Genomic DNA, 20,618 nt, shown 5'->3' with positions numbered 1-20,618 from the left:
ATGACTGAATCCGCATCCAAGGGCGTCGCCCTCGTCACCGGCGCCAGCCGCGGCATCGGCCGCGCCATCGCGCTGGCGCTGGCCAACGAAGGCTGGCGCGTCATCGGCACCGCAACGACCGAGTCCGGCGCTGCCGGCATCACCGAGGCGTTGGCCGCTCACGGTGGCCGTGGCATTGCACTGAACGTGACCGACGCCGCCGCCAGCCAGGCCGCCGTCGACGACATCGTCGCCAAGGACGGCGGCCTGCACGTCCTCGTCAACAACGCCGGCATCACGCGCGACACGCTGTCCATGCGCATGAAGGACGACGACTGGGACGCCGTGCTGGACACCAATCTCAAGGCGGTCTTCCGCCTCGCCCGCGCGGCCACCAAGCCGATGATGAAGCAGCGCTCGGGCCGCATCATCAACATCACGTCCGTCGTCGGCGCCTCCGGCAATGCCGGCCAGGCGAACTACGCCGCCGCCAAGGCCGGCGTGGCCGGCCTGACCCGCTCCCTGGCCCGCGAACTCGGCAGCCGTGGCATCACGGTCAACTGTGTCGCGCCCGGCTTCATCGCCACCGACATGACCGAAGTGCTGCCCGAGGCCCAGAAGGCCGCGCTGCTGGCGCAGATCCCGCTAGGTCGCCTCGGCGCGCCCGAGGAGATCGCCGCGGCCGTCGTCTTCCTGGCGTCACCCGGCGGTGCTTACATCACGGGCAGCGAGCTGCACGTCAACGGCGGCATGTACATGGCCTGAATGGCCCGGGCGCCCTGATTTAGGGGCGCCCATCTAGTGCCCGTAGAATGCTGGGCTGTTTTCTGCAAACCCCTCCCGGAGGAGTGTCATGAGCGATATCGAAGCACGAGTCAAGAAAATCATCGCCGAGCAACTCGGCGTGGCGGAAGCCGACGTCACGAACGAAAAGGCTTTCGTGGCCGACCTGGGCGCCGATTCTCTGGACACCGTGGAACTGGTGATGGCCCTCGAAGACGAGTTCGGCATCGAGATCCCGGACGAAGAAGCCGAGAAGATCACCACCGTGCAGCTGGCGATCGACTACGCCGTCAAGCACCAGAAGGCCTGAAGGCCTTCTTTCTCTCGCAACTCTGATCCGCACTGCATGAGCCGTCGCCGCGTTGTCGTCACCGGTCTTGGCCTGATCAGTCCCGTCGGCAATACCGTTGCCGAAGGCTGGGCCAATATCCTCGCCGGTCGTTCCGGCATTGCCACCGTCACCCGCTTCGATGCCAGCAACCTGGCATGTCATTTCGCGGGTGAGGTCAAGGGCTTCAACATCGAGGAGTACATCCCCGCGAAAGAAGCCCGGCACATGGATGGCTTCATCCACTACGGCCTGGCGGCGGCCTTCCAGGCGGTGCGTGACTCCGGTATTCCCACCGGCGATCAACTGACCGAAGAACAGGCCGAGCGCATCGGCGTGCTCGTGGGTTCCGGCATCGGCGGCCTGCCGCTGATCGAGGAAACCAAGACCGAGCTGATGAACCGCGGCCCGCGCCGCATCTCGCCGTTCTTCATCCCGGCCTCGATCATCAACATGATCTCGGGCCATGTCTCCATCAACTTCGGCTTCCAGGGTCCCAACCTGGCGATCGTGACGGCCTGCACCACGGGCCTGCACGCGATCGGCGAAGCCGGCCGCCTCATCGAGTACGGCGACGCCGACGTGATGATCGCGGGCGGCGCCGAAGGTGCGGTGTCGCCGCTGGGCATCGGCGGTTTCGCCGCGGCCCGGGCGCTCTCCACCCGCAACGACGACCCCGCGACCGCCTCCCGCCCCTGGGACAAGGACCGCGACGGCTTCGTGCTGGGCGAGGGTGCCGGCGTGCTGGTGCTCGAAGAGTACGAACACGCCAAGAAGCGCGGCGCCAAGATCTATTGCGAGCTGGCCGGCTTCGGCATGGGTGCGGACGCGTTCCACATGACCGCGCCCAACGTTGACGGCCCCAAGCGCTCCATGCGTGCGGCGCTGCGCAACGCGGGCATGAACCCCGACCAGGTCCAGTACATGAACGCCCACGGCACCTCCACGCCGCTGGGCGACGTGAACGAGACCAACGCGATCAAGCTGGCCTTCGGCGATCACGCCAAGCAGATGGTCATCAGCTCGACCAAGTCCATGACCGGCCACCTGCTGGGCGGCGCGGGCGGCATCGAGTCGGTGTTCACGGCCCTGGCCATCCGCGACCAGATCGCCCCGCCGACGATCAACATCTTCAACCAGGATCCCGAGTGCGACCTGGACTACTGCGCCAACGAGGCGCGGCCCATGAAGATCGACGTCGCGGCCAAGAACAACTTCGGTTTCGGCGGCACCAACGGCACGCTGATCTTCAAGCGCGTCTGACGACGCGGCGCCCCGGCGATGCGTCGCACGCCGCCGGTCGTCGTGCAGGTCCAGCGCCAGCCGGCAGTGCAAGCTCTCGTCGCCTTGATCGCGGCTTTGGCCTCAGGCGGTCTTGCCGCCTGGGCGTGCAGCCACCAATTCCTTGCCTGGCCTGTAGTGCTGATCGTCCCGTTGGCCGCTTTGTGGGCCTGGCGGGCCGCCGCCGCATTGCCGCGCCGGCTGCGCTGGGACGGCCAGGCCTGGTGGCTGACCGAGCCCGGCCGTGATGACGAGACCGCCGTGCAACTCGCCCTGCTGATCGACCTCGATGCCTGGCTGCTGCTGCGGGCAGGCGCAGGCCCTGGCCCGCGCTGGCTGGCGCTTTCGCGTGGCCAGCAGCCGGCGTGGGGCGCCCTGCGGGCGACGCTGTTCGCCGCAAACGGCGCGGCGGTGCAGCGATGACGGTGGACGTCGACGCCCAGTTGGTGCTGCAGGCCCAGCAAGGCAACCGCGGCGCCTTCGACATGCTGGTGCTGAAGTACCAGCGCCGCGTCGAGCGCCTGCTGTCGCGCAGCGTGCGCGACCCCGCCGACGTGGCCGACCTTTGCCAGGAAACTTTCCTGGCGGCCTACCGTGCGCTGCCGGCCTTCCGCGGCGAGAGCGCCTTCTACACCTGGATCTATCGCATCGCGATCAATGCCGCCAAGCGCCATCGCGCCCGGCAGCGGCCCGTCGAATCCCTGGACGACGACGAGGGAACTTTCGGCACCGACGCGGCTCCAAGCGACGATGCGACTCCCGAAGCCCTGCTTGCCGGCCGCCAACTGGCGCGCGAGCTGGACGCGGCCGTCGCAACCCTGGCCGAGGAGCAGCGCCGGGCGCTGCTGTTGCGAGAGGTGGATGGCTTGAGCTACGACGAGATCGGCGATTTGATGGGCTGCCCGCCGGGCACCGTGCGCTCGCGCATCTTTCGCGCCCGCGAAGCCGTGGCCGCGCGGCTGCGGCCGCTGCTGGGTGGAGGAGGGCGGCCATGGTGAAGCCTACCGATGACGCGCTGAACGAGGCCTTGTCGGCCGTCATGGACGGTCACGCGACGCCTGCCGATTGGGCGCGCGTGAATGCGGCCTGGGCAGACGACCCGAGCCTGCGCGAGCGCTGGGCCCTCTGGCATGCCGCCGCCGACGGCCTGCGCGCCGCCGAGCTGCCCGATCTGCATCGCGAACCCCAAGCCCTGCTCACGGCCCTGCATGCGCAGCTGCCCCTCGTCCAGGCCGAGCCGCCACGCCGGCGCGAGTGGTTCGCGCCCTTTGCCGTCGCCGCGGGTTTCGTGGCCATGGCGATAGGCATGGCTGCGCTGCGGCCCGCGCCCGCCCCCGATGCCTTCGTCGCCGCTGTGCCGATCTCAACACCGCGCGCGCAGGGGCTTAACGGCCTTAGCTTTGCGCAGACGGCCGCAGGCCGTACGCTGCCGGCCGTGGGCGCGGCGCGGGAGCCCGGATTGCCGGGGGAAGCGCCGGCCGAGATCATCGACTGGGGGCTGACCCTGCCGGAGCCCGCCGCCTCCGCGCCGCGTCCTTGAAGTGACGCGGCACCGCCTCATCTGCTTTCCTTCCGTTCTGCTGATTTCCGGAAATCCATATGCACGCTGAGAACCGTCTCCATTCCGCGCGCACGCGCCTCCTGCTGTCGAGCACGGCCATCGCGCTGGCGTTGGCGCTGGGCCAGGCACCTGCCGCCGCCCAGCCGCGCGAGCTGCCGGATTTCGCCGAGCTGGTGGAGAGAGTCGGTCCCGCGGTCGTCAACATCCGCACCGCCGAGAAGGTCAAGGTGCCCGAAGGCCAGGCGGAGATGAACGAGCAGATGCAGGAGTTCTTCCGCCGCTTCGGCATCCCCGTGCCCAACCAGCGCCGTGGCGCGCCCCGCGGTGGCGGCACGCCGGACGATGACGGCCCGATGCGCCGCGGTGTCGGCTCCGGCTTCATCCTCAGCGCCGACGGCTATGTGCTGACCAATGCCCACGTCGTGCAGGGCGCCGACGAGGTCATCGTCACGCTGACGGACAAGCGTGAACTCAAGGCCAAGCTGATCGGCGCCGACCAGCGCTCCGACGTCGCCGTCGTCAAGGTTGAGGCCACCGGCCTGCCGTTCGTCAAGGTCGGTGACAGCAACAAGTCCCGCGTCGGCGAATGGGTCATGGCCATCGGCTCGCCCTTTGGCCTTGAGAACACCGTGACGGCCGGCATCATCAGCGCCAAGCAGCGCGACACCGGCGACCTGCTGCCGCTGATCCAGACCGACGTGGCCATCAACCCCGGCAACTCCGGCGGCCCCCTCGTCAACATGCGCGGCGAGGTCATCGGCATCAACTCGCAGATCTACAGCCAGAACGGCGGCTATATGGGCATCTCGTTCGCGATCCCCATCGCCGATGCCATTCGCGTGGCCGACGAGTTGCGCGCCGGCGGCCGCGTCGTGCGCGGCTACCTGGGCGTGCTGCCTGACGACCTCACCAAGGAGATCGCCGAGGCCATCGGTCTGGGCAAACCGCAGGGTGCGGTGGTCCGTTCCGTCATTGCCGGCAGCCCGGCCGAGAAGGCGGGTGTCGAGGGCGGCGACGTCGTCACCAAGGTCGATGGCAAGGTCGTCGACAAGGCCGCCGACCTGCGCCGCCTCGTCGCGAACGTGAAGCCCGGCGCCAAGACGACGCTGACCGTGTTCCGCCGCGGCGCGACCAAGGACATCGTCGTCACCATCGGCGAGGACGAGCGCAGCAAGAAGCCGGGCAGCGCCAGCGAAGGCAGCGCCGAGCCGGCGCCGGCCGTGGCCGCGCCCAGCGCCGCCCTCGGCCTCAAGGTGTCGGAACTGACCGACGCCCAGCGCAAGGAGATGAAGCTCAAGTCGGGCGTCAAGGTCGACAGCGCCACCGGTGCCGCCGCGCGCGCCGGTCTGCGGGAGGGCGACCTCATCCTGTCGGTGGACAACGTCGAGGTGGCGTCGGTCAAGTCCTTCCAGGCGCAGGTTGCCAAGGCGGACAAGGCCAAGGCCCTCAACCTGGTCGTGCGCCGGGAGGACGTCACCAGCTTCATCCTGTTGAAGCCGGCCCGCTGAACTGGCACAAAACCTCAGCCGCCGCCTCGGTCTTTCCGCGATGCGGCAAGTCAGCGGCGGCCGGCGGTCGAGGTTGTCCACCGTTTCGGGAAGTTGGCGCCGGCTAACTTTCGCACTGGGATGGGGATTGTTCGCGCCATCCGCTAAAATCACGGTTAGACGACCCCTGGAAAGCGGTGTCCGGCGGTGGAATCGAAGGCCGTTGATGACACCTGGATTTCTTCCACAGGCGATCCACAGGAACTTGTGGATAACCTGTGGTTAAAATTCCTTGTTGGCAGCCTGCAACGGCCGGAAAACCAATGCTGGTGCGGTTTCCCGGGAAGGCCTTTTGGCTACAATGAAGGCCCAACAAGCAGTTGCCATACCTTTTGTTGGAAGGCACGTCGCCTCTTCGACGTGCCTTTTTTTTAGCTCCCGCACGCCGCATCAGAGCCTCACGTCGCCTCGCGACATGAGCTTGCCCAGCAAGGGCTCCCGCCCTTGCGTCCTGCCGGTCCCGGCGCGGCCCACGACTCCATGAATCACATCCGCAACTTCTCCATCATTGCCCACATCGACCACGGCAAGAGCACGTTGGCCGACCGCATCATTCAGCGCTGCGGAGGCCTGAGCGACCGCGAGATGGAAGCGCAGGTGCTGGACTCGATGGACCTGGAGCGCGAGCGCGGCATCACGATCAAGGCGCAGACGGCCGCGCTTCAGTACAAGGCCAAGGACGGCCAGATCTACAACCTCAACCTGATCGACACGCCGGGGCATGTGGACTTCTCATATGAAGTCAGCCGCTCGCTGTCGGCCTGCGAGGGCGCTCTGCTGGTCGTTGACGCATCCCAGGGTGTCGAGGCGCAGACCGTGGCCAACTGCTACACGGCGCTAGACCTCGGCGTGACGGTCGTGCCGGTGCTGAACAAGATGGACCTGGCCTCGGCGGACCCCGACAACGCCAAGGCCGAAATCGAGGACGTCATCGGCATCGACGCCGACGACGCCATCCCCTGCTCGGCCAAGACCGGCATGGGCATCGACGAGATCATCGAGGCCGTCATCGCCCGCATGCCGGCGCCGCGCGGCAACCCCGACGGCGCGCCGCGCGCCATGATCATCGACGCCTGGTTCGACAACTACGTCGGCGTCGTCATGCTGGTGCGCGTGGTGGACGGCGAGCTGCGCAAGGGCGAGCGCATCCGCATGATGAACACCAACACGGTCTATCCGATCGAGCACCTGGGCGTGTTCACGCCCAAGAGCGAGAACCGCGATGGCCTGAAGGCTGGCGAGGTGGGTTTCATCATCTGCGGCATCAAGGAACTGGCTGCGGCCAAGGTCGGCGACACCGTCACGCTGGAAAAGAAGCTGCCCAACAACGCCGGCCCGGCGACCGAGGCGCTGCCCGGCTTCAAGGAAATCCAGCCCCAGGTGTTCGCGGGCCTGTACCCGACCGAGGCCAGCGAGTACGACCAGCTGCGCGATGCGCTGGAAAAGCTCAGCCTCAACGATTCGTCGCTGCGCTACGAGCCCGAGGTCAGCCAGGCCCTGGGCTTCGGTTTCCGCTGCGGCTTCCTGGGCCTGCTGCACATGGAGATCGTGCAGGAGCGCCTGGAGCGCGAGTTCGACCAGGACCTGGTGACCACCGCGCCCAGCGTCATCTACGAGGTGGAGCTGAACACCGGCGACGTCATCCAGGTCGAGAACCCGTCCAAGATGCCCGAGATCGGCGCCATGCGCGAGATCCGCGAGCCCATCGTCACGGTGCATCTCTATATGCCGCAGGACTATGTCGGCGTCGTCATGACGCTGGCCAACCAGAAGCGTGGCGTGCAGCTGAACATGGCCTACCACGGCAAGCAGGTCATGCTGACCTACGAGATCCCGCTGGCCGAGATCGTGCTGGACTTCTTCGACAAGCTGAAGTCGGTCTCGCGTGGCTACGCGTCCATGGACTACGAGTTCAAGGAATACCGCGCCGCCGACGTCGTCAAGGTCGACATCCTGATCAACGGCGAGAAGGTCGACCCGCTGTCCATGATCGTGCACCGCAGCCAGAGCCAGTACCGCGGCCGCGGCGTGGCGGCCAAGATGCGCGAGCAGATCCCGCGCCAGATGTATGACGTGGCCATCCAGGCCGCCATCGGCGCCAACATCATCGCCCGCGAGAACATCAAGGCGCTGCGCAAGAACGTGCTGGCAAAATGCTACGGCGGCGACATCACCCGCAAGCGCAAGCTGCTGGAAAAGCAAAAAGCCGGCAAGAAGCGCATGAAGCAGATCGGCTCCGTGGAAGTGCCGCAAGAAGCCTTCCTCGCCATCCTGCAAGTCGACGACTGACCCCCCCCCTCCAGCCTTGAATACCTCATTGATGAGCGCTCTGACCGGTGTTTTGTACGCGGCCCTGGTGGCCTATCTGGGCGGCTGGTACACCGGGAGGTGGAACGGCAACTTCGCGCTGCTGCTCTTCATCCTGACGGCGGTCACGCTGTTCTACTGGCTGGCCGAGCGTTTCCATTTCGCGCCGGCCCGCCGTGCCGCGGCCGAAGCCCTGGTGTCCAACGACGCCAAGCGCCGCGAGAACCTGGCCGCCCAGGGCATTGCCCGCGTCGATGGCGACGTCGAGCCGGCCCGCCAGCAGATCCTGCAGCAGCCCTGGTGGCTGGACTGGACCGCCGGCCTGTTCCCGGTGATCCTGGTCGTCTTCCTGCTGCGCAGCTTCCTGTTCGAGCCCTTCAAGATCCCGTCGGGCTCCATGGTGCCGACGCTGCTCGTGGGCGACCTCATCCTGGTCAACAAATTCCACTACGGCATCCGTCTGCCGGTGATCAACAAGAAGATCATCGCCAACAACGACGTCAAGCGCGGCGACGTGATGGTGTTCCGCTACCCCGAGGACCCGAGCACCGACTTCATCAAGCGCGTGGCCGGCATTCCGGGTGACGAAATCAGCTACGTCAACCAGAAGCTCTACATCAATGGCCAGGCTGCCCCGGTGCAACCCCAGGGCAACTTCTACGACGACAGCGGCTCGCCGCGCGTCTACCGGCCCCGCTTCATGGAAAAGCTCGGCGACAAGGAGCACGAGATCCTCGTGCAGCCCGAGGCCCAGACCTTTTTCCGCGCCGACCGCGCCGACGGCCCCTTCCCCTTCCAGGAAAATTGCCGCTACACCATCGAAGGCGTGACCTGCAAGGTGCCGGCCGGCCACTACTTCATGCTGGGCGACAACCGTGACAACTCACGCGATTCGCGCTACTGGGGGTTCGTGCCGGATGAAAACATCGTCGGCAAGGCCTTCTTGGTCTGGATGAATTTCGGTAATCTCAAGCGCATCGGTACCTTCTTCAATTGATGCCCCAGATGAGCCGCCGCCTCCAACCCTCCGCTCCTCTTCGCAGCCAGCGTGGCGTCACGCTGTTCGGCCTGCTGTTCTGGGGTGTCGTCGTCGCTACCACTGCCGTCGTCGGCATGAAAGTCTTCCCGACGGTGCTGGAGTACTACACCGTGCAGCGCGTGGTCGACCGCATCGCGGCAGGCAACCCGGCGACCGTGCCCCAGGTGCGCCAGGAATTCGACCAGGCCACCATGGTCGAGTACTCCATCCAGAGCCTCAAGGGCAGCGACCTCGTGATCACCAAGGACGCCAACGACAAGGTCGTCATCGAGTTTGCCTGGGACAAGGAGATCGACCTCTTCGGGCCGGTCTACCTGCTGATCAAATACCACGGCAAGTCGCGTTGACCTTGCCCCCGCTTCGATGAGCGTCGTGCTTGAGGCCCTGCAGAAGCGCCTGGGCCATCGCTTCCAGCGACCCGAGTTGCTGGCGCGCGCCCTGACCCATCGCAGCTATGGCGCCGACCACAACGAGCGTCTCGAGTTCCTCGGCGACGCCGTGCTCAGCCTGGCCGTGTCCAGCCTGCTTTACGAACGCTACGCCGGCTCCGACGAAGGCGACCTGACCCGTGTGCGGGCCCATCTCGTGCGCGAGGACAGCCTGCACAAACTGGCCCTGGCCATGGGCCTGCCGGCGGTGCTGAAGATGTCCGACGGCGAGGCCCGCGGCGGCGGCGCGCAGCGGCCTTCCATCCTGGCCGACGCCGTCGAGGCCGTGCTGGGCGCGGCCTATATCGACGCTGGCTACGACGTCGCCCTGGCCATCGTGCGCCGCCTGCTCGGCGAGACCATCTCGACCGCAAGCAGCGCCGGCGACTTCGCCAAGGACGCCAAGACCGCACTGCAGGAATGGCTGCAGGCCCGCCGCATCGCGGTGCCGAACTACCGTATCGTCGCGACACGCGGCCAGGCCCACGCCCAGACCTTCGAGGTCGAATGCGCGGTGCCGGCACTGGACGTGGCCGAAATGGGCGAAGGCCGCTCGCGGCGCACCGCCGAGCAGGAGGCAGCCCGCCGCCTGCTGGATAGACTTACCGCCGAACGAGGCAAACCATGACCACCGACGCTGTACCCCCCGCCGCTGCCCCTGCTGACGGCCCTGCCCAGCGCTGTGGCCTGATCGCCATCGTCGGTCGCCCCAACGTCGGCAAGTCCACGCTGCTGAACGCGTTGGTCGGCCAGAAGGTCAGCATCACGTCCGACAAGGCCCAGACGACGCGCCACCGCATCACCGGCGTGCGCACCGTCGAGGAAGCCCAGTTCGTCTTCGTCGACACGCCCGGCTTCCAGACCAAGCACAACGCCGCCTTGAACCGCACGCTGAACCGCACCGTGCACGGCGTGCTGGCCGACGTGGACCTGGTGCTTTTCGTCGTCGAGGCCGGCCGCTTCGGCCTGGACGACGCCAAGGTGCTGGGCCTGCTGCCCGAGGACAAGCCGGTCGTGCTGATCGCCAACAAGCTCGACGCCGTGCACCGCCGCGCCGAACTGGCGCCCTGGCTCAAGGGCATGCAGGAGCGCCGCAACTTCACCGAGTTCGTGCCGCTGTCGGCCAAGAAGGAAAGCGACGTCACCCGCCTCTTCAAGATCCTCAAGCCCTATCTGCCCGAGCAGGGCTGGTTCTACGAGGAAGACGCGCTGACCGACCGCAGCGAGAAGTTCCTGGCCAGCGAAATCATCCGCGAGAAGCTGTTCCGCCTGACCGGCGATGAACTGCCCTACACCTCCACCGTCATCATCGACAAATGGGAAGAGGAGGGCGAGCTGCGCCGCATCAGCGCCAGCATCGTCGTCGAGCGCGACGCCCACAAGGGCATGATCATCGGCCAGGGCGGCGAACGCCTGAAGCGCATCGGTTCGGAATCGCGCCAGGAGCTGGAGCATCTGATGGATGGCCGCGTCTTCCTGGAACTGTGGGTCAAGGTTCGCTCGGGCTGGGCCGACACCGAAGAGCATCTGCGCAGCTACGGCTACGAGTGAGCCCCGTGCGGACTCCGTCGGTGCAGTCGGCCTATGTGCTGCACCAGCACGACTGGAGCGAGTCCAGCCTCATCCTCGACCTGTTCACGCGCGAGTCCGGCCGCATCGCCGTCGCGGCCAAGGGTGCCAAGCGGCCGTATTCGCAGTTGCGCGCCGTGCTGCTGCCATTGCAGCGCATCAGCGTCAGCCTGTCCAAGCCCGCCAAGGTCGATGGCGGCGACGTGCAGACGCTGCGCGGCGCCGAATGGGGCGGCGGCGCGACGCTGCCCGCCGGCGCCGCCCTGTTCTCCGGCTACTACCTGAACGAGCTGCTGCTCAAGCTGCTGGCCCGGCATGACCCGCATCCGCAGCTGTTCGATGCCTACGCCGACACGCTGGCGCATCTGGCCGAGGGTGATTCGGTGCTGCGGGCCTTCGAGATCAGGCTGCTGGCCGAGCTGGGCCTGTTGCCGGACCTCAGCGTCGTCACGCCCACCCAGGCCGTCATCGATCCGGCGCGCCGCTACCAGCTGTCGGCCGAGTCCGGCCTCATCCCGCCCACCAGCGACGCCAGCCTGCCTGGCGCATTGCTGATCCAGCTCCAGGCTGCACTGCTGCACGGCAGCATGGCGGCGCTGCGCCAGGCCTGCGCCGCCGCCCCCCAAACCCTGAAGACGACGTTGCGCGGGCTGCTCCACTACCATTTGGGGCACCAGCCGCTGCGCACCCGCGCACTGCTGGTGGACGTGCAACAACTGCTCGACTCGTGACCCCATGAACCCTCTCGCCCATGCCGGCGCCCGCTGCGCCCTGTCGGTCAACGTCAACAAGGTCGCGCTGCTGCGCAACACCCGCCATCTCGGCATTCCCAGCGTGCTGCGCGCCGCCGAGCAATGCCTGCTGGCGGGCGCCCAGGGCATCACGGTGCACCCGCGGCCCGATGAACGCCACATCCGCCCGGGCGATGTCGACGACCTCGCGGCCTTCTTGCGCGACTGGCCCCAGGCCGAGTTCAACATCGAGGGCAACCCGACGCAGAACCTGATGGACTTCGTGCGCCGCCACCGCCCGCACCAGGTCACCTTCGTGCCGGACTCGGAAGACCAGTTCACTTCCGACCATGGCTGGACGCTGCCCCAGGATGCCGAGCGCCTGAAGCCGCTGATCCAGGAAGCCCAGAGCCTCGGTGCGCGCGTCAGCCTCTTCATGGACCCCAACCCGGCCGCGATGGCGGCGGTGGCGGCGCTCGGCGCCGACCGCATCGAGCTCTACACCGAGACCTTTGCGAGCGCCTTCGGCACCGAGCGCCAGGACGCCGTGCTGGCCGGCTTCACGGCCACGGCCGAGGCGGCTCTGAAGGTTGGTCTCGGCATCAATGCCGGCCATGACTTGAACCGCGACAACCTCAGCCTGTTCCTGCGCCATGTGCCCGGCGTTCAGGAGGTCTCCATCGGTCATGCGCTGATCGCCGATGCGCTGGAGCTCGGCTATGCCGAGACGATCCGGGCCTATCAGCAAGTCATTGCGACGGCCTACGTGTGATGCGGGCCGCAGTGCCGGGCCGTCCCAAGCAAGGACCGACCCTCTCGGAGGGTAGACCGCCGTACCCGGCGGGCGGGGAGTCGACATGATCTACGGCATCGGCACCGACGTCTGCGACATCCGCCGCATCCGCGCCACGCTGGCGCGGCGCGGCGAGCGCTTTGCCGAGAAGGTGCTGGGGCCGCATGAGCTGGCCGTCTTCAGGGAGCGCCGCGCCAAGGTCGAGGCGCGGGGCGAGGCCTATCTGGCGACGCGCTTCGCGGCCAAGGAGGCCTTCTCCAAGGCCATAGGCATGGGGATGCGCATGCCCATGACCTGGCGCGCCATGGAGGTCGTCAAGGCGCGCAGCGGCAAGCCCGAGATCGCGCTGCACGGCGCGCTGGCCGACTGGTTCGCCGCGCGCGGCCTGAGCGCGCATGTGACGGTCAGCGACGAGCAGGACTATGCCGTCGCCTTCGTCGTCGTGGAGAAGACGGCGCCCTAGCTTCGAATCCTGGCGCCGCCCGCGCTCAAGGCGCCTTCTTGACCGCTGCCTTGGCGGCCGCGGGCTTGGCCAGAGACTCGCCCTTGGACTTCATGTCCATATCCATGTCCATGAACATGCGGCCGTTGTCGGGCCCGTTCATCGTCATCTTCATGTTCATCGCGAGCTGGTTGGACAGCGGCAGGCGGTCGGCCATGCGCATCGCGCTCGTGCCCTTGCCGCCGCCGGTGATCTGCATGTGCAGCATCTGCGGCGGTGCGTCGCTCGTCGCCGCAGCGCTTGCCGCGGACGCCGCCGCAGCCGGTCTGGGCAGCGGCGTGTCGACGTTCATGTTGAGACTCATGTCCAGGTCGAAATGGGCCACGCCCTTGTCGACGCGCGCCAGCGTGTAGCGCACCAGACCCTGCATATTGCCGGCACCACCGGGCAAGGGCATGGGCAGGGCCATGTTCAGCGGCACCTCGAAGCTTTCGCCGATCTTCAGCGGGCGCTGGCTCAGGGCCTTGAACAGCTGCAGCGACTCGCCGATGGCGGCCTTGCCCTGGTTGAGCATGGCCTCGCTCACCTCAGGCGAGCCGCCCTCGAACTTCTGCATCTCGAAGGCGAAGTCCTTGGGGTTGAAACGCGCGGCGAAGCTCATCTCCGTCTTGCCGAGGTTGGGCAACTGCGTCGGCTTGCCGCCGATCTCCACGCTGCCGCTCTTGGCGCCGACCGACAGTTGCATCGGCAGCCAGCCCTCGGCGTCCGGCGCGTCGACCTTCAGGGTCTGCTCCATGCGCATGGCCATCTTCATGGCCCCCATGCGGTCGATGTTCGCGGCCGCGGTGGCGATCTTGCTGCGCTGCTCTTCGGTCGCGTCGGGGCCGGCCTCGACGCGCATCTTCATGACGGCCTGCAGGTCGATCTGCTGGCGCTGGTGCTGGCCGGCGCGCGGCGTGGTGTCGAAGCTGACGGCGGCGGGCGCGCTGGGTGCCGCCTGCGCAGCGAGATTGAGGCCAAGCAGGGCACCGAGCAGGGTCAGGCGCAGCGGGGAGGCGATGGTCACGAGGGCAACTCCATGAAAACGGTGCCGAACTGGCAGCCGGACGGCATCGTAGAAGGCGGCCCTCAGGGGTTGGCGTCAGCCCCCTTGGGTAATTTCACCCACGCGAACTTATGCGGTCCTGATCAGCGCGATGGCTGGAAGAGCAGGCGCGCGGCCAGGTCACGGCGGGCCGGCGGCTGGGCCTGCAGACGGTCCAGCATCGTGATGACGGGATCGCAGCTGGGGCCGGGCCGGGTCGCATCCGGCGCGTCGGCCCACAGGCGGGACAGCATGCCCAGGGCGGTCGGCCCGACGGAGCGTTCCAGCACCTCCATCTCGATGGCGCTGGGCGGCTTGGGCTGCCGGTTCGCCGGCGCGCTGTCGGCGGCCTCCCGCACCCATTGTGCTTCCAGGATCTGCAGCTCCTCCGGCAGCTGCGGGCGCGCGCTCATGCGCCCCTCCAGCAGGTCACGGCAGGCGCCGGTGGCGTTGGCTCCGCGCAGCGCCTTCAGCTGCTCGGACACCAGTTGCACATAGCGGCGGCGCAGGATGGGGTCGGTGCCGTTCAGGATGGCGGGCATCTGGCGGGCCAGGGGTGACAGCGCCATGGCCTGCACCGCCTCGTCGGCGGCGCCGGCAACACGGGCGTCCCACATGCGCTTGGCCACCTCGTCCACGGTGCCCGGCATGCGGCGGTCGAGCGCCTCCCACACCGGATGCATGTGCAGCACGTCGTTGAGGTCGGTCGGCTTGGCGTTGGCGTCCGGCAGGGGCACGGCCAGCGTGCGCGGCGAGGGGGCGATCAGCGAATAGGAGAGCAGCTCCTCGCGCGGCACGAACCACATGCTGCGCGACGGCGTGCGCAGCGTCTTGTCGATCATGGGCTGGGGCAGGCCCAGTTCGCCATAGGTCTTGGCCAGCTGCTGGTTGGCCAGTTCCTCGAAGACGGGGTTGTAGGTGCCGGTGGACGCGCGGTGGAAACCCAGTTCGCCGGTCGGCGTGAGATGACGCGGCTGGCCGGCCAGGAAGACCAGCGTGCAGGCGCTGGCGCAGGTGCCTACGGCACGGCTGGCGTGGCCATGTGACTTCAGCGCCGCGGCCATGCGCTCGGCCTCGCGCACCCGGCCGCCGGGCGACACCAGCTCGACGCGCTTGATTTCCTTGGCGGCCTCGCTGTCGAGCAACTGGCGCATCCGCTCGCCGTCGCCCATGCCGATGACGCCTTCCAGCTTCAGGCTGCGGCCGTCGGCCGAGAAGCTGAACTTGGCCTGCCCCAGCGGGTCGACGCCGCGGGCCATCGACCAGTATTCGCCCACGCTCGGCAGGAAGCCGAACACCACCGAGGCCAGCAACTGCAGCGTGCTCAGCGCCAGCGTGATGCGCGCCAGCCAGCCCCACAGCGCCGAGCCACTCTCGCGCAGATAGTTGCTCGCGGCGCGCCAGGCGCCGACGATGCACCACAGGTTCAGCAGCAGCAGCAAGGGCATCGTCACCAGCAGCGAGATGGCGCTGACCTGCAGCGAGTCGCCCTTGACGCTGATCCACGTCATCAGCCCCGTCAGCAGGAAGGCCAGCGGCGTGGCCACCAGGAAGTTGTTGACCCAGTAGCTGCGCACCAGGCTCATCTCGCCATGCCAGTGGCGGGAGAAGTAGCCGCGTTGCGCTTCCTTGACGACGCGCGTGCGCGCCGGCGGCCGGGCGCCCGCCGGGCGCGGCCGGTGCGAGGACTGCTGCCAGGCCGCCGGCTCGGGCGGGGGCTCAGGCGCGGCGGGGGGCAGTGAGTGGTCGACTTGCGTGGGGTCGACGTAGGGGCGGTGATTGCGTGCGTCCGTCATTCCCGCGCAGCTTACTGACCCCGGACGCAGAAACCGATGTGGCTATTCACCGCAGCGCGTCAACTGCGGTAGTTGTTCAACATCGGATAGCGTTTGGCCACCAGCGCGAACAGCGCGGCGGCCACCAGCGCAAAGCCGGCGAAGAAGAACATCAGGCAGGCTGTCTCGCTGTAGCCGGTGGACTTGATGGCCGAGAGCGCCGACGGGCTCTTGATGCTGACGTTGGACAGCAGCACCCAGAGGTTGCCCACCGTCACCGACAGGTTCCAGAAGCTCATGATCGTGCCCTTCATGGACAGCGGCGCCTGGCTGTAGGCGAACTCCAGGCCGGTGGCCGAGACCAGCACCTCGCCGAGCGTCAGCAGGGCATAGGGCAGCATCTGCCAGACGATGCTGACCTTGGAGCCTTCGTCCAGCCACAGCTGCAGCACGCCGGCGACGATCCAGGCCGCGCCGGCCAGTGCAATGCCCGCGCCCATGCGGCGCAGCGCCGTCACCTTCAGGCCCGAGCGCTGCAGCGCCGGGTAGAGCACCAGGTTGTTGAAGGGGATGAGGATCATCACCAGCAAGGGGTTCAGCGCCTGCATCATGGAGGACTGGAACCACTCGGGCTTGGCCATCTGGTCAGCCTGCAGCACCCAGGTCGAGGCCTTCTGGTCGAACAGCGACCAGAACGGCGTGACCAGCGCGAACAGCACCAGCACGCGCAGCACGGCGCGCACGCCGTCCACGGCTTCGTCCGGATGTGCGCCGCGGGCGCGGTCCAGCTGCAGCGAGGCGCCGACACCGCCGAAGCCCATCACCAGCACCAGGGCCAGGCAGACGGCGGCGACGAAGCCCAGGCTGGCCATCTGGCTCAGGCTGTAGGCCGCCAGCAGCAGGCCCAGCGCCGCGACGCCCATGCCGAGGCCGCCGGCCTTCAGCGCCGTCCACACCACCTTCAGGAAGCTGTGCGGGTTGGCGCCGCGCGCCGGCTGGTGCACATACTGCTTGCGGCCGCTCCACAGGATGACGGTCGCGGCCAGCATCAGCAGGCCCGGCAAGGCGAAGGCCACGCTGGCGCCGTAGTTCTTCAGGATGAGGGGCATCAGCAGCGACGCGAAGAAGCTGCCGAAGTTGATGATCCAGTAGAAGGCGTCATAGACCTTCTGCGCCAGCGAGCGATTGCTCTTGTCGAACTGATCGCCGACAAAGCTGCTTACCAGCGGTTTGATGCCCCCAGATCCCAGCGAGATCAGGAACAGGCCGAAGTAGAAGCCGCGGATGTTGTCGTCGAACAGCGCCAGGCAGGCGTGGCCCGCGCAGTAGATGACGCTGAACCAGAAGATCGTCGGGTACTTGCCGAAGAAGCGGTCGGCCAGCCAGCCGCCCAGCAGCGGGAAGAAATAGACGCCGATGACGAAGGAGTGGAAGACCTCCTTGGCCTCGGCCTTGCGCATGTCCTCGGGGATGGCCAGCAGCAGGCTGGTCATCATGAAGACCGTCAGGATGTTGCGCATGCCGTAGAAGCTGAAGCGCTCACATCCTTCGTTGCCGATGATGTAGGGGATCTGCGGCGGCATCTTGGCCGCGGGGCTGGCCGCGGTGGCGGCGTCTGCGGTGACGGTATTCGTCATGGGCGGTGGCCTCGTGTTCGGGCTATGAGAAACGCCGCTCGGCTTGTGGCCGGCGGCGTTCGGGGAGGGGCACTACGGGGCGATCAGGCCTCGGTCAGGCTTCGAAAGGCAGCTTCACCTGGCTGAGGTCCTTGCGGGTCTCGACGAGCACCAGCGGGCCCTCGTCGACGACGACGACCGCGGCCGGTTCGCGGCCCAGCGCGGCGGGTGCGGGCTCGGCGGCAATCGCGGCCTGCACGGCGGCGATCTTGCCGGCGTCGGAGTTGACCCATTGCAGGCCGGCACCTTCGGCAATGGCCTGCAGTTCGCCCATCGGCAGCTTGAAGGCCTCGACGACCGGTGCGGGCGCAGCGACGGGCGCTGCGACGGGAGCCGCGATGGGAGCGGGCGCTGCAACCACGGGGGCCTGTGCCTGGACCGGCACCGGGGCGCTGGCCATCGCTTCCTCGATCAGCGAGCTTTGCGCCGGTGCGGCGGCGGCTTCGGAAGCCGGGGCGTCCTGGCCTTCGACGCCACCTTCTTCACGGCGGTTGCGGTTGCGATTGCGACCGCCACGGCGGCGGCCGTCGCGGCCCTGGCCTTCGCCGGTGTCGTCGCCTTCGGCCGCCGGAGCAGCTTCAGCGCCGGCGTCGGCTGCGGCTTCAGCCGGAGCTTCAGCGCCGGCCTCGGCGGCGCCTTCGGTGCCGGCCTGGTCGTCACGGTCACGACCGCCACGGCGGCGGCGTCGGCCACGGCCCTGGCGCTCTTCACCGGCCGGCGTGTCACCGGTCGGGGGCAGGGCGGCTTCGGCCTGGCTGTCGACGAAAGCCGGCGGCGCGTCATGGACGGCGGCCAGGTCTTCGCTCAGCGGCGCGGCGACCGGCAATGCGGCCACTGTCTCGGCCTGCGTGCGGTCCGTGCGCTCCGGGCGCTCGCCACGCGGGCGGCGTTCGCCACGTTCAGCGCGCTCACCACGCTCGCCACGTTCACCACCGCGCTCAGCGCGTTCGCCGCGTTCGGCGCGCTCCGGGCGCTGCTGCTGTTCGGGCTTGTCGCCACCTTCGGCGCGCGGCTTGCGATCACCGCGCTCGCCACGCTCACCGCGGGCTTCCTGCGGCTTGCCGTCGCGGCGGCCACCCTGGCCACCGCGGCCTTCTCCACGTTCGCTGCGTTCGCCGCGTTCGCCACGGCCGCCTCGACCACCGTCGCGGCGGCCGTCACGGCCACCTTCGCGCTTGGGCTTGTCGGTGGCAGCCGGGGCTGCTGCGGGGGCCTGGACGGCCGGCACGGGTGCCGGGGCCGGCGTGCCGGCGCCGAAGAAGCTGAACAGGCGGCTGAAGAAGCCCTTGGATTCGGCGGGCGCCGGTGCCGGAGGCGGCGGGGCCACGATCGGCGCGGGTGCAGGGGCGACGGGGGCGGGTGCCGCCACCGGCGCGGGCTGCTCGGGCAGGATGCCCTTGATGACCGGCTCCTGCTTGTTCTTCTTCTCGATGTCGCCGCGGCGCGTGATGCCCACCTCGTCGGTCGGCTCCTCGATCATCGTGTAGCTGGCCTGCAGGTTTTCCAGGCGCGGGTCGTCGTGGCGCAGGCGCTCCAGCTTGTAGTTAGGCGTCTCGAGGTGCTTGTTGGGCACCAGCAGCACGGTGACGCGCTGCTTGAGTTCGATCTTGGTGATCTCGGTGCGCTTCTCGTTGAGCAGGAAGGAGGTCACTTCCACCGGCACCTGCACGTGCACGGCGGCGGTGTTGTCCTTCATCGCCTCTTCCTGGACCATGCGCAGGATCTGCAGCGCCGAGGACTCGGTGTCGCGGATGTGGCCGGTGCCATTGCAGCGCGGGCAGGTGATGTGGTTGCCTTCGCTCAGCGCCGGGCGCAGGCGCTGGCGGCTCATCTCGAGCAGGCCGAACTTGCTGATGGAGGCGAACTGCACGCGGGCGCGGTCGTTGCGCAGCGCGTCGCGCAGGCGCTGTTCCACGTCACGGCGGTTCTTGCTCTCCTCCATGTCGATGAAGTCGACGACGATGAGGCCGCCGAGGTCACGCAGGCGCATCTGGCGGGCGATTTCGTCGGCCGCTTCGAGGTTGGTGCGGGTCGCGGTTTCCTCGATGTCGCCGCCGCGGGTGGCGCGGGCCGAGTTGACGTCGACGGAGACCAGCGCTTCGGTGTGGTCGATGACGATGGCGCCGCCCGAGGGCAGGTTAACGGTGCGGCTGTGGGCCGTCTCGATCTGGTGCTCGATCTGGAAGCGGCTGAACAGCGGCGCGTCGTCGCGGTAGCGCTTCACGCGATGGCCCTGGTCGGGCATCACGTGGTTCATGAACTGGCTGGCCTGCTCGTACAGGTCGTCCGTGTCGATCAGGATCTCGCCGATGTCGGACGTGAAGTAGTCGCGGATCGCGCGAATGACGAGCGACGACTCCTGGTAGATCAGGTAGGCGCCCTTGCCGCCCTTGGCCGCGTCGTCGATCGCGGTCCAGAGCTTGAGCATGTAGTTCAAGTCCCACTGCAGCTCGGGCGCCGTGCGGCCGATGCCGGCGGTGCGCGCGATCAGGGACATGCCCTTGGGGTACTCGAGCTGGTCGAGGTTTTCCTTGAGTTCCTCGCGGTCCTCGCCCTCGATGCGGCGCGAAACGCCACCACCGCGCGGGTTGTTGGGCATCAGCACGAGGTAGCGGCCGGCCAGCGAGACGAAGGTGGTGAGTGCGGCGCCCTTGTTGCCGCGCTCTTCCTTTTCGACCTGGACCAGCAGTTCCTGGCCTTCCTTGATCGCGTCCTTGATGGTCGCGTTCTTGACGTCGGTGCCCTCGCGGAAGAACTGGCGCGAGATTTCCTTGAACGGCAGGAAGCCGTGGCGGTCCTCGCCGTAGTCGACGAAACAGGCTTCGAGCGAGGGCTCGACGCGCGTCACGACGGCCTTGTAGATATTGCCCTTGCGCTGTTCGCGGCCTTCGATTTCGGTCTCGAAGTCCAGCAGCTTCTGGCCATCAACGATCGCGAGGCGCCGCTCTTCCGGCTGCGTCGCATTGATCAGCATGCGTTTCATGTCATCTCCTCGCGCGCCGGGCGGCTCATCAGCCGCCGCAAAACGCGCACGTTCATCGCGCCGCCCGAGAGCGGCTCAAGATGCACGGGCAATGACTCGAGAACCGAGGAAGGAATCGCCCTGGACCGAAAGCGCGGCCGACCGTGGGGGTCAGCGTGCAGCCGGCGTTGGCGCGTGCGCCGCAGCAGCTGTCATGCGAGACGAGCCGCCTGCTCCCGCGCGCACCCGCCCGGCAAGCCTACTGGCATGCCGGGGCAGGGCGGCCACACCGGGATCTAGCCGGGGCCGCAGGGGTGCGTGTGGGGGGAGGGG

19 protein-coding genes are annotated in these 20,618 nt (G+C 67.9%); 15 read left to right on the top strand and 4 right to left on the bottom strand.

Translation table 11 applies throughout. The annotated features are described in order from the left end of the window. The 15 genes from fabG to acpS all read left to right on the top strand — a co-directional run bounded on the left by fabG (position 1) and on the right by acpS (position 12,809). Positions 1-744 carry a 3-oxoacyl-ACP reductase FabG gene (gene fabG, locus AC1D2H_RS01430; RefSeq protein WP_477935218.1) on the top strand — a complete coding sequence of 248 codons (744 nt, stop codon included), beginning with the start codon at positions 1-3 and terminating at the stop codon, positions 742-744. An 88-nt stretch (positions 745-832) separates the two neighbouring features. Continuing rightward, positions 833-1,072, top strand: a complete 240-nt coding sequence (gene acpP / locus AC1D2H_RS01425) for an acyl carrier protein (protein WP_056204266.1) — start codon at positions 833-835, stop codon at positions 1,070-1,072. Between the two features lie 36 nt (positions 1,073-1,108). Continuing rightward, a complete protein-coding gene (gene fabF, locus AC1D2H_RS01420) occupies positions 1,109-2,353 on the top strand; it encodes a beta-ketoacyl-ACP synthase II (protein ID WP_478009615.1) in 1,245 nt (414 codons plus the stop codon). Between the two features lie 18 nt (positions 2,354-2,371). Beyond that, entirely contained in the window at positions 2,372-2,794 is a 423-nt protein-coding gene (locus tag AC1D2H_RS01415) for a hypothetical protein (RefSeq protein ID WP_478009614.1), read from the top strand. Continuing rightward, positions 2,791-3,369, top strand: coding sequence for a sigma-70 family RNA polymerase sigma factor (locus AC1D2H_RS01410; protein WP_477935223.1), 579 nt, complete (start codon positions 2,791-2,793; stop codon positions 3,367-3,369). The genes AC1D2H_RS01415 and AC1D2H_RS01410 overlap by 4 nt, the downstream gene beginning before the upstream one ends. Continuing rightward, a complete protein-coding gene (locus AC1D2H_RS01405; protein WP_478009613.1) occupies positions 3,363-3,911 on the top strand; it encodes an RseA family anti-sigma factor in 549 nt (182 codons plus the stop codon). Before AC1D2H_RS01410 ends, AC1D2H_RS01405 begins: the two co-directional genes overlap by 7 nt. Positions 3,912-3,970: 59 nt before the next feature. Next, complete coding sequence (locus tag AC1D2H_RS01400; protein WP_478009612.1) at positions 3,971-5,440, top strand: DegQ family serine endoprotease; 1,470 nt, start codon at positions 3,971-3,973, stop codon at positions 5,438-5,440. Between the two features lie 519 nt (positions 5,441-5,959). Further along, on the top strand, positions 5,960-7,768 hold the full coding sequence (gene lepA, locus AC1D2H_RS01395; protein ID WP_477935229.1) for a translation elongation factor 4: 1,809 nt from the start codon (positions 5,960-5,962) through the stop codon (positions 7,766-7,768). A gap of 31 nt (positions 7,769-7,799) precedes the next feature. Beyond that, entirely contained in the window at positions 7,800-8,783 is a 984-nt protein-coding gene (gene lepB, locus AC1D2H_RS01390; RefSeq protein WP_477935231.1) for a signal peptidase I, read from the top strand. A gap of 8 nt (positions 8,784-8,791) precedes the next feature. Beyond that, on the top strand, positions 8,792-9,172 hold the full coding sequence (locus tag AC1D2H_RS01385) for a DUF4845 domain-containing protein (protein ID WP_477935233.1): 381 nt from the start codon (positions 8,792-8,794) through the stop codon (positions 9,170-9,172). A 16-nt stretch (positions 9,173-9,188) separates the two neighbouring features. Next, positions 9,189-9,881 carry a ribonuclease III gene (gene rnc / locus AC1D2H_RS01380; RefSeq protein WP_477935235.1) on the top strand — a complete coding sequence of 231 codons (693 nt, stop codon included), beginning with the start codon at positions 9,189-9,191 and terminating at the stop codon, positions 9,879-9,881. After that, the gene (era, locus tag AC1D2H_RS01375; protein WP_477935237.1) at positions 9,878-10,804 is read left to right on the top strand and encodes a GTPase Era; all 927 of its coding nucleotides are present in this window, start codon (positions 9,878-9,880) and stop codon (positions 10,802-10,804) included. Before rnc ends, era begins: the two co-directional genes overlap by 4 nt. A 5-nt stretch (positions 10,805-10,809) precedes the next feature. Further along, complete coding sequence (recO, locus tag AC1D2H_RS01370) at positions 10,810-11,553, top strand: DNA repair protein RecO (RefSeq protein WP_477935239.1); 744 nt, start codon at positions 10,810-10,812, stop codon at positions 11,551-11,553. A gap of 4 nt (positions 11,554-11,557) precedes the next feature. Next, on the top strand, positions 11,558-12,325 hold the full coding sequence (locus AC1D2H_RS01365) for a pyridoxine 5'-phosphate synthase (protein WP_478009611.1): 768 nt from the start codon (positions 11,558-11,560) through the stop codon (positions 12,323-12,325). Between the two features lie 85 nt (positions 12,326-12,410). After that, a complete protein-coding gene (gene acpS / locus AC1D2H_RS01360) occupies positions 12,411-12,809 on the top strand; it encodes a holo-ACP synthase (protein ID WP_477935243.1) in 399 nt (132 codons plus the stop codon). Between the two features lie 25 nt (positions 12,810-12,834). On the opposite strand, the gene AC1D2H_RS01355 is transcribed toward acpS, so the two are convergent. The 4 genes from AC1D2H_RS01355 to AC1D2H_RS01340 all read right to left on the bottom strand — a co-directional run bounded on the left by AC1D2H_RS01355 (position 12,835) and on the right by AC1D2H_RS01340 (position 20,306). Further along, a complete protein-coding gene (locus AC1D2H_RS01355; protein WP_477935245.1) occupies positions 12,835-13,854 on the bottom strand; it encodes a hypothetical protein in 1,020 nt (339 codons plus the stop codon). A 122-nt stretch (positions 13,855-13,976) separates the two neighbouring features. After that, positions 13,977-15,668, bottom strand: coding sequence for a COG3904 family protein (locus AC1D2H_RS01350; protein WP_478009610.1), 1,692 nt, complete (start codon positions 15,666-15,668; stop codon positions 13,977-13,979). Positions 15,669-15,727: 59 nt separating this feature from the next. Continuing rightward, positions 15,728-17,284: a POT-type proton-dependent oligopeptide transporter gene (locus AC1D2H_RS01345; RefSeq protein WP_477934513.1), complete on the bottom strand. Its 1,557-nt coding sequence runs from the start codon at positions 17,282-17,284 to the stop codon at positions 15,728-15,730. A 94-nt stretch (positions 17,285-17,378) separates the two neighbouring features. Then, positions 17,379-20,306, bottom strand: a complete 2,928-nt coding sequence (locus AC1D2H_RS01340; RefSeq protein WP_478009609.1) for an Rne/Rng family ribonuclease — start codon at positions 20,304-20,306, stop codon at positions 17,379-17,381. Between the last annotated feature and the right edge of the window lie 312 nt (positions 20,307-20,618).

The sequence above is a fragment of the Roseateles sp. P1_C1_2 genome, from assembly GCF_056406535.1.
This window is presented reverse-complemented; position numbering and strand designations above follow the sequence as displayed.